The organism is Alkalihalophilus lindianensis (genome assembly GCF_032843265.1).
GTDB lineage: Bacteria > Bacillota > Bacilli > Bacillales > Bacillaceae_D > Alkalihalophilus > Alkalihalophilus lindianensis.
The window spans coordinates 1-250 of sequence record NZ_JAWJBA010000744.1 but is presented as its reverse complement, the minus strand read 5'-3'; the positions used below and the strand labels follow the sequence as shown (position 1 = coordinate 250).

Annotated in this window: 1 protein-coding gene; it reads left to right on the top strand. The window is 73.2% G+C overall.

Annotation, left to right across the window (positions count from 1 at the left end; translation table 11 throughout):
* A partial coding sequence (locus RYX56_RS26745) for an IS3 family transposase (RefSeq protein ID WP_317124358.1) occupies window positions 1-250 on the top strand: 250 nt, incomplete at both ends.

The window sequence follows — 250 nt, the reverse complement described above, 5'->3', positions numbered from 1 at the left end:
CTACGCCTGGCGCGGTCGCCCCGAGAGCCAGCGGTCTGTCGCCAATCGCGAGCTGACCGAGGATATCCGGCTGATCCATGCGGAGAGCAGCGGCTGTTACGGCTCGCCGCGCGTTCACGCCACCCTGCGGCGGCATGGGCGTCGGGTCGGTCGATCCCGCGTGGAGCGGCTGATGCGCCGCGCCGGCCTGCGGGGCTTGGCGGCCTTGCCGCGTCGCGCCCGGACGACGAACAGCCGCCACGGTTATCCC